Here is a 14,656-nt window from a genome sequence, read left to right on the forward strand (position 1 = left end):
GATCAGGATCCCGCCAGGCAGTCGAAGCTCACCGGCGTGTTGACCGCGACATCCCTCTTCACCACTCGACCGAGCAAGGACTCGAAATGCTTCGGAGCCAGGCCAAGCCCGGGGCGCACGCTGCGGATCGAGTCGGCGGTGATGATCTCGCCGGCCTTCAGCGCGCGCACGAAATACAGCGAGCGGCGGAACTGCACGTTGCCGATCTCGCTCGATTTGCGCCCGTAGTCGACCTCCCCCAGCGCCGCCCAGGCCGTCTTGCTGTCGGTGCACAGGGCCTGCAGCTCTGCCGGCTGCAGGGAGAAGCTGTCGTCGGGGCCACCGCCGCTGCGATCGAGCGTGAAGTGTTTCTCGATGATCGAAGCGCCCAGCACCACGCTGGCAATCGCCGTCGTGTTGTCCAGGGTGTGGTCGGACAGACCGGTGACCAGGCCAAAGCGCTGGATCATGTCGGGAATGGTACGCAGCTTGTAGTCTGCCGCCGGCGCCGGGTAGCCACTGACGCAGTGGAGGATGGCCAGCTCCTTGCAGCCGCCCTCGCGCGCCGCCTCGATGGCTTCCTGGATCTCCTCAGCATCGGCCATGCCAGTGGAGATAATCATCGGCTTGCCGGTGCTGGCTACGTACTTGATCAGCGGCAGGTCGACCGCCTCGAACGAGGCAATCTTGTAGGCCGGGGCATTCAATCCCTCCAGCAGATCGACGGCCGTGTTGTCGAACGGCGAGCTGAAGATGGTGATGCCCACCTTGCGCGCATGCTCGAACAACGGCGCATGCCACTCCCACGGCATGTGGGCCTCCTGATACAGCTCGTACAGGGTTCGGCCGTCCCACAGTCCGCCGTGGATGCGGAACCCTTCGCCATCAGAATCCAGGGTGATGGTGTCCGGCTTGTAGGTCTGCAGCTTGACCGCATCCGCCCCGGCCGCCTTGGCCGCTTCGATGATGCGCATGGCCGTTTCGAGGCGACCGTTATGGTTCGCCGACAGCTCGGCAATGATGTAAGGCGGGAAATCACAGCCGATCCGGCGCCCGGCGATGGTTATTTCTGCACTCATGATTTCACCTTGGTAAACGACTTGATCTTTTCCGCCATGCTCGGGCGCTGATCAGCCCATTCGTGGCTCAGTATCCCGAGCCGATAGACATCGACAAAGTTTCCATCGACCAGATGCTGATCGCGCAGCACCCCCTCGATCTGGAAACCGAACTTCTGATGGAGCTTGATGACGGCCGAATTGAAGGCCAGCACCTCACAGCACAGTTTGTGCAGACGCAAGCCTTCGAAGGCCTGCTCAAGCGCCAGGTATTCCATCTTACTCCCCGTCCCCTTGGCGGCATCGGGCGCGGCATAGAAGGCCCAGGAGGAGTTGCGGCTGGCCTGGTCGATACCGGTGAAGGCCACGATGCCTGAGGGAACGCCGGCGAACTCGTACATGAAGTACTGCTGATCATCGCGCCCGGAGATGCGCGCCCACCAGGCCAGGTGCTCCTCGCGCGAAATCTCGTGGCGCGTATACATGTTGGCCCTGACAGCTGGCGCATTGCGCCATGTCCGCATCAGCTCCAACTCGTCGGCGGCGATCTCTCGCAGCAGCCCCAGCTCAGTCACGCTCATTGCATTCCTCCTGATAACCGGCCAGCTCGCGCAGCAACAGCCCACAGCCCCCGCCATCGGTGATCGCAGCAGCCTGTTGGGTCAGGCTGGCAAGGCCCTCCAGACGCTCGCCCAGTGCAGCGAACAGCCGCGGCAAGACGCTGCCCAGATCATCCTCCAGGCTCAGCTTGCTGACCGCCCCCGCCCTCTCCAGGGCCAGCGCCGCTTCCTGCTGGTTCTGCGCCAGCACCAGCATGAAAGTCGGCAAGCCCAGGCAGCAGCGCTCCCAGGAGGTGCTGCCTGCCGCACCGATGGCCAGATCCGCCTCGGCCATGCGCTGCGCCATATCATCCACGTTGACCAGCACTTCGGTTGGCCAGGGCATCTGCAAGGCCACGGCACGCACCTGCTCGAGCCAGGGGGCCTGCAAGCCCATGACCACGCTGATCAGGCAATCGGCTGGCAGGCGCACCTGCTTCAAGGCAGCCAGAACCTGGCCGGTGGCGTTGGGCTGATCCACACCGCCCATGGTGATCAGCAAGCGGCGCAACACGGGCTGCCGCCTGCGCTGCAGGCTGTACTCGCGCAGCTGGGCAAAATCCGGGCGCAACAGCGCATGGGCGGGGCCGATCAAGGTGCGGCACTGCGCCGGTAGCAGGCCGGCATAATCCTCACGAGTACGCCCCAGGTTCTGATCCAGCAACAGGTCGCAGAGATGCGCCCGATCCGCCAGGTCATCGATCACCATCAGCTGGCCGCAGAGCGGCCGTACTTCGGCTTCCCAATGCCGATCGAGGGCGTAGTGGTCGACGATCAGCCAGTCCGGCCTGAACACCTCGAGCACTGCTGCAGTCTGGCGGACATCGGTTCGCCAGGCGCAGCCCAGCCAGGCTGCATGAGCCGGCTGCCCGGCCAGGGCCTCGCCTTCTACTGCAGCCTTCGCGGCAGGCAGCGCATGGGCCTGGAAGCCTCGCTGGGCAATCTGCGCCAACAGGTGCCCGGGATGCTCACGACAGATAAAGAGACACTCATGCCCCAGGCGCGCCAAGGCATCGGCCAGCGTCAGGCAGCGCATGAGGTGACCACTACCGATCTGCAGCGAGGCGTCGGTGCGAAACGCGACCTTCATCAGCTCAGCGTCCCGCGGCGGCGTGCATGGCCTTGAACAGCCACTCGGCACGCTCCCAGTCTTCCACGGTGTCGATATCCTGCACCCGGTGCCTGGGCAGCAGGATGGGCAGTGAGCCGGAACCGAAGATCATGCGTTCCGCCAGCCAGGCCTCCGCCCGCCCCCAGTAGAACTGGCCGGCATCGTGAAAGGCCTCCTCCAGATCCTGGGAGCGCGTATTGAAATGCTCGGGCGCGAACATGGCGACGCGCCCCTGGGCATCGATCCGCACCGCCCGCTGGATCGGAAAGGGATAGCTGGTCATCGAGAAAGCGTAATCGGCATCGCTGCCAAGCAGTGCATCGCGCCCGCGCCGGATATCTTCCGCCTGCACGAAGGGGGCCGTGGCATACAGGCAGCAAACCAGATCCGGCGCCTGCCCCTGCTGGGCGAACCAGTTGCAGGCATGCTTGATGACCGGGATGGTGCCGCAGTGGTCGCCAGACAGTTCTGCCGGGCGCATGAACGGCACGCTGGCGCCACTGTTGCGGGCCACCTCGGCGATTTCGGCATCGTCGGTGGAAACCACGACCTGATCGAAGCAACCGCTCTGCAGGGCCGCCTCGATCGACCAGACGATCATCGGCTTGCCGCAGAACAGCTTGATGTTCTTGCGCGGAATCCGCTTGCTGCCGCCACGGGCGGGAATGACCGCCAGTCTCATGCCTGGGTAGCCACACGCAGGGCAGCAATGACTTCATCCTGCTGCGCCTCGCTCATGCCCGGGAACATCGGCAGGCTGATCGCTTCGCGGTAATAGGCTTCGGCCTGGGGGAAATCCCCGGCCTGGAAACCCAGACCCTGGTAATACGGCTGGGTGTGAATCGGGATGTAGTGCAGGTTGACGCCAATCCCCTGCTCGCGCAGCGACTCGAAGACCTGCCGGTGAGTGACCGGCAGCTCCTGCAACTGCAAACGGATGACGTACAGGTGCAAGCCCGAATAGCCCTCCGGCGACTGCCACGGCACGCTGACCGGGAGCCCGGATAGCAGTTCGTCATAACGACGCGCCAGCTCATGGCGCCTGGCCACGTACTGGTCGAGGCGCTCGAGCTGGGTAACGCCCAACGCGGCCTGCAGCTCGGTCATGCGGTAATTGAAGCCAAGATCGATCTGCTGGTAATACCAGGGGCCATCAGCCTCGTGGGTCATCCTGGCCGCATCGCGGGTAATCCCGTGGCTGCGCAGCAGCGCCATGCGCTCGGCCAGCGCCGCATCGTTGGTCAACGCCATGCCGCCTTCAGCGGTGGTGATGATCTTGACCGGATGGAAGCTGAACACCGTGATATCGCTGTAACGGCAATTGCCGATGAATTCGTCCTGGTACTTGCCACCGATGGCGTGGGAGGCGTCTTCGATGACCTTGAAGCCATAGCGCTGCGCCAGAGCATGAATGGCCGCCATATCGCACGGCTGACCACACAGGTGCACCGGCACCACCACCTTCGGCAGGCGCCCGTCGCGCTCGGCCTGCTCCAGCTTACGCTGCAGCGCCTGGGGGCACAGGTTGTAGGTACGTGGATCGATATCCACGAAATCGACCTGGGCACCACAGTACAGGGCACAGTTGGCCGAAGCGACAAAACTGACTGGAGTCGTCCACAACCAGTCACCGGCTCCCAGCCCCAGGGCCAGGCAGGCTATATGCAGCGCAGAGGTGGCACTGTTGACGGCCAGCGCATGCGCAACCCCGACATGCTGTGCCACGCCCCTCTCGAAGCGCGGCACCATGGGACCCTGGGTGAGGAAGTCGGACTGCAGCACCTCGACCACCGCCGCGATATCTGCCGCCGTGATGTCCTGGCGACCATAGGGGATCATGACTCAGATGCTCCCGATCTTTTCGCGGTTCGCCTCGATCCAGGCCTGCAGGGCCTCGTCGCTCATCCACTCGGCGTTGTTGTCACTGGCGTAGACGAAGCCTTCGGGCACCTTGGTGCCATCCTTGATGCGCTTCTCGCAGGTGGACCAGCTGTTGATCACCGGCAGGATCTTGAAGTGCTCGGGGTATTCGTAGGTGTAGTAGGAGTCTTCGGCGCTGATCATCTGCTCGTGCAGCTTCTCGCCCGGACGGATACCCACGATGTCCTGGCGAGCCTCCGGGGCCACCACCCGTGCAAGATCCGTCACCTTCATCGACGGAATCTTCTTCACGTAGATCTCGCCGCCTTCCATGTCTTCGAAGGCATGCCAGACCAGCTCGACACCCTGCTCGAGAGAAATCATGAAGCGGGTCATGCGCTCGTCGGTAATCGGCAGAACGCCCTGCTCCCTGATCGACATGAAAAACGGGATGACGGAACCGCGCGAACCCATGACATTGCCATAGCGCACCACGGCGAAACGCGTGTCATGTCCGCCGGCATAGGAATTACCGGCGACGAACAACTTGTCCGAGGCCAGCTTGGTCGCACCGTACAGGTTGATCGGGCTGCTGGCCTTGTCGGTCGACAGGGCCACGACTCGCTTCACCCCTTTGTCGATGCAGGCATCGATCAGGTTCATCGCGCCGTTGATGTTGGTCTTGACGCACTCGAAGGGGTTGTATTCGGCCGTAGGGACAATCTTCGTGGCCGCGGCATGTACCACATAGTCCACGCCATCCAGCGCACGGTAGAGACGCTCACGATCACGCACATCACCGATGAAAAAGCGCACACGGGGATCGCCCTGAAACTTCTTGGCCATTTCCCACTGTTTCATTTCATCGCGAGAATAAATAATGACGCGGCGCGGATTATATTTGGCCAGGATCATGGGTACAAAAGTATTACCAAAAGAACCTGTACCGCCGGTAATAAGAACCGATGCATTATCAAACATACAACCACACCTTCAAAAAGATAAAGCAAACCAAGAGATTATAGCTAGCGCAGCCAATCCGGAGCAAACCGGAGAAAAGCCCAGCTTTTCCAGAGCAATATCAGTAGGAATGCCGCGCACAAACCCAACGGCACCGCCAGCTGCACAAAGAACAGGGAACACAGGGTCGTCGCCACGACAAACACCAGCAGACCCGCCACCTGGCTGTAGATGATCGCCCGATCCGCACCGCACGAATAAAGGGCGTAGTGGGGAATCATGCCCAGGGCATACAGGGCGGTTGCCAGCAGCAGCCAACCGAACATGGCCTGCCGCTCCAGGTATACAGCCTTGCCGATCCACTGCAGCAGCGGCTCGATAGCCAGCAGTGTGCCAGCGGAAAACACCACCACCACAAGCAGCGTCTGGCCAGCCAGCTTCTTCAGCCCTGCCCGGTACTCTGCCCTCTGCCCCTGCTGAAAGGCCGCGATCAACCCGGGGTAGAGGAACGCAAAAACCCCGGCATCGAGGAAGGATACCATCGCACCGGCAACCCCCATGAACAGCACATAGGCCCCCAGCGCCTCCATCCCCGCCAGTGCCTCGAACCAGTAACGATCCAGCGTGTAGATGCCGCGCAGCGCCAGAGTAGCCAGCAGCAGGGGCATCGCCACCTTGATCCCGCGCCGCACCCACGCCCAGTCAACCCGCTCGGCCCAGCCCCCCAACCCCAGGCGCCGCAAGCGCATGAGCGCCACCAGCAATGCCAGCCCCCCTCCCAGTACCCAGGCCGCCAGCACCACAGAAAGATTGCGCAGATCGGGATAGACATACATCAATGCCACCACCACGAACGCCCACGCCCCGGAGCGCAGGAAAAGCGTCACCCCAGCCAGAGTCGGCTCGGCGATCGCCACCAGCAGGCGCATCAGCTCCTGGTTGACGTGCTCGAGAACCAGCAGCGCGACAAACCACCCAACAAACGACCACGGCAGCACATCCAGCGCAAACAGGGACAACAATAGCGGGATAAATAACAGATACAGAACGAGACTCAGAGCTGCCTGGCCGCGCAACATCTGCCCCCATTTACTGCGCGGCAACTTAATCAATTCACGCGTAGTAAAGGTATAGAAATCCAAACCCACCCAATACAGCGCATAACCGACAGTAGCCACCAGAAGACCATATACGCCAACTTCCAGCGGCAGTAGAAATTTGGCCAGAAAGAAAACAAGAAAGAACTTCCCTGCTAGGGTCATGCCACGCAAGGCGATATTAACCAATACAGCGAGGCGCACTCCGCTCACCCTTTATGCAATCCTTTAATCAGCAGCCGGCAGCGACAATACATCTCTCACTACAGCCCGCTACTCTGCCATTTCGCCAACCAGCTACACGATTCCTGCGTCGGCCCGCCCGGTCGGTATTCCGCCCCCAGCCACCCGCGATAATCCTGCTGGCGCAGCGCCTCGAGCAGCGGCGCAAAGTCCAGCCCCCCACTCCCCGGCTCACCGCGCCCCGGGCAGTCGGCGAACTGCACATGGCCGATGCGGCCGGCCAGCAGACGGATGCCCGCCTCGATATCCAGGCCCTGACGCGCCATGTGGTAGATATCGAACTGCGCCTGGCAGTTGGGATGGTCGACCACCCTCAGCAACTCATCCAGGTGCTCGGGGGTATTGATCAGGAAACCCGGCATATCCAGCGGGTTGATCGCTTCACACAGCACACGAATGCCCAGCACCTGGAAAGCCGCGGCCGCCTGGCGCAGGTTGTTTGCCAGCACCTGCAGCGCTGTCTCGCGCGCCACACCCTCGACCAGCCGCCCCGGCAACAGATTGACGCAGGCCGGACGCACCATCGCTGCGTAGGTCAAAGCCTGCTGCAGGGCTGCGTCAAATTCGGCCTGGCGCGCCGGCACGCTGGCCAGCCCGGCGCCGCCCGTCATCAGATCGCCAGCCGGCAGATTGATCAACAGCAGAGGCATGCCGGCACGCGCCAGCGCCTCCTTCAGGCGAATGGCCGGCAGTTCGTAGGGAAACTGGATCTCGACGCCATCGAAACCGGCCGCGGCGGCAGCCTGGACGCGCTCGCCGAGCGGCAGCTCGGTAAACAGCATGGACAGATTGGCGGTAATCCTCACGACTGCAGCTCGCGGTACTGCTGTACCAGGGTCGCCGGGTCGTGTTCGAGATGGCCCTGTGCGCCATGCAGACGCATCAGCTGCGCTGCCAGCCCGCTCATCGGCGTGGCGCTGCCCTGCTCGCGGGACAGCTTGGCCGCCGTATCCAGATCCTTGAGCAAGGTACGCACATGCCACTTCACCGGCTCGAAACGGCTCTCGGCCATTTGCGGCGCCAGGATCTGCAACGGCTTGGAGTCAGCAAAACCGCCAGCCAGCGCCTGGGCCAGCAGGCCGGCATCGACGCCAGCGCGTTCGGCCAGGGCCACCACTTCGGCAATCACCAGGGCATTGCAGGCGACTATCATCTGGTTGCACACCTTGGTCACCTGCCCAGCGCCCACCGCGCCCATGCGCGTCAGACGCTGACCGAGATGAGCGAGTACCGGCCTGACCCGCTCGACATCCGCTTCGGCGCCCCCCGCCATGATCGCCAGGGTGCCGGCCTCGGCGCCGGGCGTGCCACCGGACACCGGCGCATCCACCCAGCGCATGCCGCTGCGGGCCTCCAGCTCTGCAGCCATCTCGCGAGTGGCAGCCGGTTCCAGACTGGAAAAGTCCACCAGCAGTTGCCCAGCCTGCGCGCTCTCGATGATGCCGCCATGACCGAACACCACGTCGCGCACGGCGGCCGTATCGGCCAGGCACAACATGACGATATCGGCGCCCTCGCACAGCTGCGCCGCACGCTCGACGCAATGCGCGCCGGCCTGCACAAGCGGCTGACACTTGTTCGCGGAACGATTCCAGACACGCAGCGGATAGCCGGCCTGCAGCAATCGACGGGCCATGGGCAGGCCCATCAGGCCGATCCCGGCAAAGGCCAGAGTGGGAAGGTTGGCGGACATAAAGCATTCCACGGGGGCAAAGGTGCCTATCTTAACTGCTGCACCCGCCGACCACCCATGAAATTGGCAGGCCCGCGCGCAAGCTGCGGGCCTGCATCACAGGACTCAGAGCCCGTCGCGCTCCAGGTGATCGAAATTCACCGCCTCCCCCGGCTTGGCGTCGAGCTTGTCGCGGATGTCGTCGAACATACGATCGAACTCGGCATGCCCGCGCATGATCAGGCTGTGATTGGTCGGCAGGCCGTGCTTGGCCGCCACCCGAGTCGCCACGCTGGCGAAGTTGAAGGCGGTATCGCGATGCAGTTCGAACTCATCCTTGAACGCCTTGCCGGCAACCTGCCCCTCCATACGGAAATGCACCATCTGACCCTCTTTCGGATCGCGACGGACTTCGTAAAAAAGATCGATATGAAAATCGATCTGCCCCGGCAAGCTGGCACGATGCAAATGACCCGGTTCGAACATAGCGACTCTCCTTGATTGAACACAAAAGCTCAGTCTAGACCGCTCCCGCCAAACCGGCGCGGGCCTTATCAGTGCACGACCGGTGCTGCTGCACGCTCCTGCACCAACACCCAGGGCGCCACCACCACGGCCCATAGCTTGGGGTCGCGCGCCAGCAGATCCTCGGCCAGATCGACCTCGGCCTTGCGCAACGAGCCCGTAGTCAGCCACCCCGCCACCTTGGCACGATCATCCTCGGCCACGGCCTGTGCGACCTCTACCAGATCCAACGTGCCGGCGACCCACAGCAAGGCACCACGGGCAAAGAATGGCTGCAGCTCCGCCCAGCTGATCGGGGCAGTTTCGCCAAGCAGCTTGGCGTAGAGGGTGCTAGGTTGTTCAGTCATGATCTGCTCGTGTTTTCGGACTCGACGGGTCAAAGCGGGCGCAATCATAGCGCCCACCTCGCCACAGGCAAAACCGCCCATCCAGTCTCAGAAAAAGAACCAACCGGTCAGTCAACATCGCGCCGTTATTCTGTACGTTTATTACGATTAAGCGACACACCCCCGCACTACCCCGGACTGCCGTCTTTTCAAGGCGCGAAACAGGGTTCTACACTGTGCCGGTACAGTTGCCAGGGGCAAAACGGGGGATCTGATCCGGTTCTGCAGCTCTGGTCGCATGGATAAAACAACGAAAACACAATAAAGAGTGGAGCACTATGAAGAAGGCTAGCAAGCAAGTTTCCAAGCTCTTCGCCGCCATGGCCCTGGCTGGTGTCGCCAGCTACTCGATGGCCGCCGACACCATCAAGATCGCCCTGGCCGGCCCGGTAACCGGTGCCGTTGCTCAGTACGGCGAAATGCAGTTCATCGGTGCCGAAATGGCCATCGAGCAGATCAACAAGGCCGGCGGGGTGAACGGCGCGATGCTCGAAGGCGTGAAGTACGATGACGCCTGCGATCCGAAACAAGCCGTGGCCGTAGCCAACAAGATCGTCAACGACGAAGTCAAATTCGTGGTTGGCCACCTCTGCTCCAGCTCCACTCAGCCGGCGTCCGACATTTACGAAGACGAAGGCATCCTGATGATTACCGCGGCCTCCACCAGCCCGGACATCACCGCTCGCGGCTACCAGCTGGTGTTCCGCACCATCGGTCTGGACAGCCTGCAAGGCCCGACCGCCGGCAACTTCATTGCCGACCACGTCAAGCCGAAAAGCGTTGCCGTGATCCACGACAAGCAGCAGTACGGTGAAGGCATCGCTACCGCGGTCAAGCAGACCCTGGAAGGCAAAGGCACCAAGGTTGCCCTGTTCGAAGGCATCAACGCTGGTGACAAGGACTTCTCCGCCCTGATCGCCAAGCTCAAGCAAGCCAACGTCGACTTCGTCTACTACGGCGGCTACCACCCGGAACTGGGCCTGCTGCTGCGTCAGACCAAAGAGAAAGGCCTGAACATCAAGTTCATGGGCCCTGAAGGCGTCGGCAACAAGGAAATCTCCGCCATCGCCGGCCCGGCTTCCGAAGGCCTGCTGGTGACCCTGCCGAAGTCCTTCGACCAGGATCCGAAGAACCAGGCGCTGGTCGAGGCCTTCAAGGCCAAGAAACAGGATCCGAGCGGCCCGTTCGTGTTCCCGGCCTACGCCGCTGTCCAGGTCATCGCCGAAGGCATCAAGAAAGCCGGCGACACCGACACCGCCAAAGTTGCCGCAGCCCTGCGCGCCAACAGCTTCGAAACTCCTACCGGCACCCTCGGCTTTGACGACAAAGGCGATCTGAAGGACTTCAGCTTCGTGGTCTACGAGTGGCACCAGGACGGCACCAAAACCGAAGCCAAATAATCAAGCTTCCCGCCTGAACCCAAAGCCCACTGCCATGCAGTGGGCTTTGTTTATTGAAAGAATTCCGGTTCTACGCTGCGCCACAAGCGCGGCCTTGCGTAGCGACCCAGGAGTTAGGCAATGCCCGATCTTTATCACTACCTGCAACAGCTGATCAACGGCCTCACCGTTGGCAGTACCTATGCCCTGATCGCCATCGGCTACACCATGGTCTACGGCATCATCGGCATGATCAACTTCGCCCATGGCGAGGTGTACATGATTGGCTCGTACGTAGCCTTCATCGTTATCGCCGGCCTCACCTTCATGGGGCTGGACAGCCTGCCGATCCTGATGGTCGCGGCCTTCACCGCCAGCATCATCGTCGCCAGCGCCTACGGTTACAGCATCGAACGGGTGGCCTACCGCCCCCTGCGCGGCAGCAACCGCCTGATCCCGCTGATCTCGGCGATTGGCATGTCGATCTTCCTGCAGAACGAGGTGCTCCTCGCTCAGGACTCCAAGGACAAGGCCATCCCCAACCTGGTACCGGGCAACTTCGTGTTCGGTGAAAGCGCCATGAGCAGCGTGACCATCTCCTACATGCAGGTGCTGATCTTCGTCGTCACCTTCCTGGTAATGTTCGGCCTCACCCAGTTCATCTCCCGCTCGCGCCTCGGCCGCGCCTGCCGCGCCTGCGCGGAAGACATCAAGATGGCCAACCTGCTGGGCATCAACACCAACAACATCATCGCCCTGACCTTCGTCATCGGCGCCACCCTGGCGGCCGTCGCTGCCGTACTGCTGGGCATGCAGTACGGGGTGATCAACCCGCACATCGGCTTCCTGGCCGGGATCAAGGCCTTCACCGCCGCGGTACTCGGCGGCATCGGCAGCATCCCCGGCGCCATGCTCGGCGGCCTGCTGCTGGGCGTAGCCGAAGCCTTCGGTGCAGATGTATTCGGCGACCAGTACAAGGACGTGGTGGCCTTCGGCCTGCTGGTATTGGTGCTGTTGTTCCGTCCGACCGGCATCCTGGGCCGTCCGGAGGTTGAGAAAGTATGATTGCCAAGAACCTCAAAACCGCCTTCTTCAGTGCCCTACTGGTACTGGCCGTGGCCTATCCGGTACTGGGCCTGAAGCTGACCACCGTCGGCATCAGCCTGGAAGTTCAGGGCGCCAGCCCGGTCGCCCTGTGGAGCATCGCCGGCGCCGCCGTGCTGATGTTCGTCTGGCAGCTGCTGCGCGACCGTTTCTCCGCCGGCTGGGCCCAGCTGCCCAGTCTGCCGAGCATGCCCGGCAGCGCCAGCAACTTCCTCACCCTGCCCTCGACCCAGCGCTGGATCATCCTCGGCCTGATCGTGGCCGGCCTGGTCTGGCCGTTCTTCGGCAGCCGCGGCGCGGTGGACATCGCCACCCTGATCCTGATCTACGTGCTGCTCGGCCTCGGCCTGAACATCGTGGTCGGTCTGGCCGGCCTGCTCGACCTCGGTTACGTCGGCTTCTACGCCGTCGGCGCCTACAGCTACGCGCTGCTGTCGCACTACTACGGCCTGGGCTTCTGGGTGTGCCTGCCGATCGCCGGCCTTATGGCGGCCTTCTTCGGCTTCATCCTCGGCTTCCCGGTGCTGCGCCTACGCGGCGACTACCTGGCCATCGTCACCCTCGGTTTCGGCGAGATCATCCGCATCCTGCTGCGCAACATGACCGAGCTGACCGGCGGCCCCAACGGCATCAGCAACATCGACAAACCGACCCTGTTCGGCCTGTCGTTCGAGCGTCGCGCCGCCGAAGGCATGCAGACCTTCCACGAGTACTTCGGCATCGCCTACAACTCGATCAACAAGGTGATCTTCCTCTACCTGGTTGCCCTGCTGCTGGCCCTGCTCGCCCTGTTCGTGATCAACCGCCTGCTGCGCATGCCGATCGGCCGCGCCTGGGAGGCCCTGCGCGAAGACGAGATCGCCTGCCGCGCCCTGGGCATGAACCCCACCGTGATCAAGCTGTCCGCCTTCACCCTCGGCGCCTGCTTCGCTGGCTTTGCCGGCAGCTTCTTCGCCGCGCGCCAGGGCTTGGTTACCCCTGAGTCGTTCACCTTCATCGAGTCGGCGATCATCCTCGCCATCGTCGTGCTCGGCGGCATGGGTTCCCAGCTCGGCATCATCCTCGCCGCCGTGGTAATGATCCTGCTGCCGGAACTGGCCCGCGAGTTCAACGAATACCGCATGCTGATGTTCGGCGCCCTGATGGTGCTGATGATGATCTGGCGTCCGCAGGGCCTGCTGCCCATGCAGCGCCCCCACCTGGAGTTGAAACCATGAGCCGCCCGATTCTTGAAGTCAGCGGGCTGACCATGCGCTTCGGCGGCCTGCTGGCCGTCAACAATGTCGCCCTGTCCGTGCAGCCCAAGCAGGTGGTGTCGATGATCGGCCCCAACGGCGCCGGCAAGACCACCGTATTCAACTGCCTAACCGGCTTCTACCAGCCTACCGGCGGCGTGATCCTGCTCGACGACGAGCCGGTACAACACCTGCCCGGCCACAAGATCGCCCGCAAGGGCGTGGTGCGCACCTTCCAGAACGTTCGCCTGTTCAAGGAAATGACCGCCGTGGAAAACCTGCTGGTCGCCCAGCACCGCCACCTCAACACCAACTTCCTCTCCGGCCTGTTCAAGACCCCGAACTTCCGCCGCAGCGAGAAGGCGGCCATGGAGTACGCGGCGCACTGGCTGGAGCAGGTCAACCTCACCGACGTGGCCAACCGCCCAGCCGGCACCCTGGCCTACGGCCAGCAGCGTCGCCTGGAAATCGCCCGCTGCATGATGACCCGCCCGCGCATCCTCATGCTCGACGAGCCGGCCGCCGGCCTCAACCCACGCGAGACCGAAGACCTCAAGGCACTGATCGGCATGCTGCGCGACCAGCATGACGTCACCGTGCTGCTGATCGAGCACGACATGAAGCTGGTCATGAGCATCTCCGACCACATCTACGTGATCAACCAGGGCACTCCCCTGGCCAATGGCACGCCGGAGCAGATCCGCAACAACCCGGACGTGATCAAAGCCTATCTGGGGGAAGCCTGATGCTCTCGTTCACTAACGTTTCCACCTTCTACGGCAAGATCCAGGCCCTGCACGATGTCAGCCTGGAAGTGCAGCAAGGCGAAATCGTCACCCTGATCGGCGCCAACGGTGCCGGCAAGTCGACCCTGCTGATGACCCTGTGCGGCTCGCCGCGCGCGGCCAGCGGCAGCATCCGCTACGAAGGCGAGGAGCTGGTCGGCCAGGAATCCTGCGACATCATGCGCAAGAGCATCGCCGTGGTGCCGGAAGGCCGCCGCGTGTTCGCCCGCCTGACCGTCGAGGAAAACCTGGCCATGGGCGGTTTCTTCACCGAGAAGGCCGACTACCAGCAGCAGATGGACAAGGTGCTGCAGCTGTTCCCGCGCCTCAAGGAACGCTTCGAGCAGCGCGCCGGCACCATGTCCGGCGGCGAACAGCAAATGCTCGCCATCGGCCGCGCGCTGATGAGCAAGCCCAAGCTGCTGCTGCTCGACGAACCCTCCCTGGGCCTGGCACCGATCATCATCCAGCAGATCTTCGATATCATCGAACAGCTGCGCAAGGACGGTGTAACGGTGTTCCTGGTCGAGCAGAACGCCAACCAGGCGCTCAAGCTGGCCGACCGCGCCTACGTCCTGGAGAACGGCCGAATCGTCATGCAAGGCAGCGGCGCCGACCTGCTCACCGACCCCAAGGTACGCGACGCCTACCTGGGTGGCTAAG

At 62.8% G+C, this 14,656-nt stretch carries 16 protein-coding genes; 5 read left to right on the plus strand and 11 right to left on the minus strand.

Features of this window, described 5'->3' with window-relative positions:
- Window positions 1–2: 2 nt before the first annotated feature.
- From pseI to A9179_RS12675, 11 genes are all read right to left on the minus strand, one after another.
- Complete coding sequence (gene pseI, locus A9179_RS12625; RefSeq protein ID WP_187806283.1) at window positions 3–1,058, minus strand: pseudaminic acid synthase; 1,056 nt, start codon at window positions 1,056–1,058, stop codon at window positions 3–5.
- Window positions 1,055–1,618: a UDP-4-amino-4,6-dideoxy-N-acetyl-beta-L-altrosamine N-acetyltransferase gene (pseH, locus tag A9179_RS12630; protein ID WP_187806292.1), complete on the minus strand. Its 564-nt coding sequence runs from the start codon at window positions 1,616–1,618 to the stop codon at window positions 1,055–1,057. Before pseH ends, pseI begins: the two co-directional genes overlap by 4 nt.
- Window positions 1,605–2,726, minus strand: coding sequence for a UDP-2,4-diacetamido-2,4,6-trideoxy-beta-L-altropyranose hydrolase (pseG, locus tag A9179_RS12635; RefSeq protein ID WP_187806300.1), 1,122 nt, complete (start codon window positions 2,724–2,726; stop codon window positions 1,605–1,607). Before pseG ends, pseH begins: the two co-directional genes overlap by 14 nt.
- Before the next feature lie 4 nt (window positions 2,727–2,730).
- Entirely contained in the window at window positions 2,731–3,429 is a 699-nt protein-coding gene (gene pseF / locus A9179_RS12640) for a pseudaminic acid cytidylyltransferase (RefSeq protein WP_187806302.1), read from the minus strand.
- Window positions 3,426–4,586: a UDP-4-amino-4,6-dideoxy-N-acetyl-beta-L-altrosamine transaminase gene (pseC, locus tag A9179_RS12645; RefSeq protein WP_187806310.1), complete on the minus strand. Its 1,161-nt coding sequence runs from the start codon at window positions 4,584–4,586 to the stop codon at window positions 3,426–3,428. Before pseC ends, pseF begins: the two co-directional genes overlap by 4 nt.
- A gap of 3 nt (window positions 4,587–4,589) precedes the next feature.
- Window positions 4,590–5,588 (minus strand): UDP-N-acetylglucosamine 4,6-dehydratase (inverting), encoded by a 999-nt coding sequence (gene pseB, locus A9179_RS12650; protein WP_187806318.1) that lies wholly within the window; start codon window positions 5,586–5,588, stop codon window positions 4,590–4,592.
- Between the two features lie 44 nt (window positions 5,589–5,632).
- Entirely contained in the window at window positions 5,633–6,868 is a 1,236-nt protein-coding gene (locus tag A9179_RS12655) for a lipopolysaccharide biosynthesis protein (protein WP_316851831.1), read from the minus strand.
- 59 nt (window positions 6,869–6,927) lie between these two features.
- A complete protein-coding gene (locus A9179_RS12660) occupies window positions 6,928–7,713 on the minus strand; it encodes a hydroxypyruvate isomerase family protein (RefSeq protein ID WP_187806320.1) in 786 nt (261 codons plus the stop codon).
- Window positions 7,710–8,600 carry an NAD(P)-dependent oxidoreductase gene (locus A9179_RS12665; protein ID WP_187806323.1) on the minus strand — a complete coding sequence of 297 codons (891 nt, stop codon included), beginning with the start codon at window positions 8,598–8,600 and terminating at the stop codon, window positions 7,710–7,712. The genes A9179_RS12660 and A9179_RS12665 overlap by 4 nt, the downstream gene beginning before the upstream one ends.
- A 105-nt stretch (window positions 8,601–8,705) precedes the next feature.
- Complete coding sequence (locus tag A9179_RS12670) at window positions 8,706–9,065, minus strand: DUF5064 family protein (protein ID WP_187806325.1); 360 nt, start codon at window positions 9,063–9,065, stop codon at window positions 8,706–8,708.
- A gap of 68 nt (window positions 9,066–9,133) precedes the next feature.
- Window positions 9,134–9,451 (minus strand): DUF2288 domain-containing protein, encoded by a 318-nt coding sequence (locus A9179_RS12675; protein WP_187806328.1) that lies wholly within the window; start codon window positions 9,449–9,451, stop codon window positions 9,134–9,136.
- Window positions 9,452–9,768: 317 nt separating this feature from the next.
- Between A9179_RS12675 and A9179_RS12680 the strand changes: the two genes are divergently transcribed.
- The 5 genes from A9179_RS12680 to A9179_RS12700 all read left to right on the plus strand — a co-directional run bounded on the left by A9179_RS12680 (window position 9,769) and on the right by A9179_RS12700 (window position 14,655).
- A complete protein-coding gene (locus A9179_RS12680; RefSeq protein WP_187806330.1) occupies window positions 9,769–10,890 on the plus strand; it encodes a branched-chain amino acid ABC transporter substrate-binding protein in 1,122 nt (373 codons plus the stop codon).
- A gap of 120 nt (window positions 10,891–11,010) precedes the next feature.
- Window positions 11,011–11,934 (plus strand): high-affinity branched-chain amino acid ABC transporter permease LivH, encoded by a 924-nt coding sequence (gene livH, locus A9179_RS12685; RefSeq protein ID WP_187806332.1) that lies wholly within the window; start codon window positions 11,011–11,013, stop codon window positions 11,932–11,934.
- Entirely contained in the window at window positions 11,931–13,190 is a 1,260-nt protein-coding gene (locus tag A9179_RS12690; protein WP_223123206.1) for a high-affinity branched-chain amino acid ABC transporter permease LivM, read from the plus strand. Before livH ends, A9179_RS12690 begins: the two co-directional genes overlap by 4 nt.
- Complete coding sequence (gene livG / locus A9179_RS12695) at window positions 13,187–13,954, plus strand: high-affinity branched-chain amino acid ABC transporter ATP-binding protein LivG (RefSeq protein WP_187806333.1); 768 nt, start codon at window positions 13,187–13,189, stop codon at window positions 13,952–13,954. The genes A9179_RS12690 and livG overlap by 4 nt, the downstream gene beginning before the upstream one ends.
- A complete protein-coding gene (locus tag A9179_RS12700; RefSeq protein WP_187806334.1) occupies window positions 13,954–14,655 on the plus strand; it encodes an ABC transporter ATP-binding protein in 702 nt (233 codons plus the stop codon). Before livG ends, A9179_RS12700 begins: the two co-directional genes overlap by 1 nt.
- The last annotated feature ends 1 nt before the right edge of the window (window position 14,656 follow it).

Origin of the sequence: Pseudomonas alcaligenes (genome assembly GCF_014490745.1) — a bacterium.
In the GTDB taxonomy this organism is placed as follows: domain Bacteria; phylum Pseudomonadota; class Gammaproteobacteria; order Pseudomonadales; family Pseudomonadaceae; genus Aquipseudomonas; species Aquipseudomonas alcaligenes_C.